The 543-nt window shown below is 28.4% G+C and carries 1 protein-coding gene; it reads left to right on the forward strand.

Going from position 1 to position 543, the window contains the following annotated elements; translation table 11 throughout:
* On the forward strand, positions 1–543 hold a 543-nt coding region (locus H2277_RS09135), incomplete at both ends, for an AMP-binding protein (protein ID WP_337201979.1).

A 543-nucleotide genomic window follows, 5' to 3' on the forward strand; every position in this document is an offset into this window, starting at 1 on the left:
ATGCTCACCCACATCTATAACTTCCTAGAAAAAAGCCTTGAAAATTTTAGTGAAAAAATAGCCTTTGTTGAACCTTTTGCTAAAGAAAGAAAAGAAATCACTTATAAAGAATTTGATCTTTATTCTAAAAAAGTTGCCAGTGAAATTTTAAGAACCTTAGATAATGATACCTTACCTTTACAAAAAGCCATTCTTATTATCTTACCTAAAGGCATTGATTGTTTGATTTCTTTTTTTGGCGTAGCCTTAAGTGGAAACTTTTATACACTCTTAGATGAAAAAAGTCCTAAAGAAAGAATAGAAAAAGTTATAGAAGTTTTAAAGCCAAAACTTCTAATTACTTCTAAAGAATTAAAACTAGATTTAAATTTACCTACTCTTTATACACAAGATTTTCAAAGTTTTAATATCGATGAAAATCTAATCACTAAAGCTAAAGAAAAACATATTGATACTAATTTACTTTATGTACTTTTTACCAGTGGGAGCACTGGAATTCCTAAAGGAGTGAGTATAGCCCATAAGAGTGTGATTGATTATACG

The sequence above is a fragment of the Campylobacter sp. W0014 genome (assembly GCF_020135975.1).
GTDB lineage: Bacteria > Campylobacterota > Campylobacteria > Campylobacterales > Campylobacteraceae > Campylobacter_D.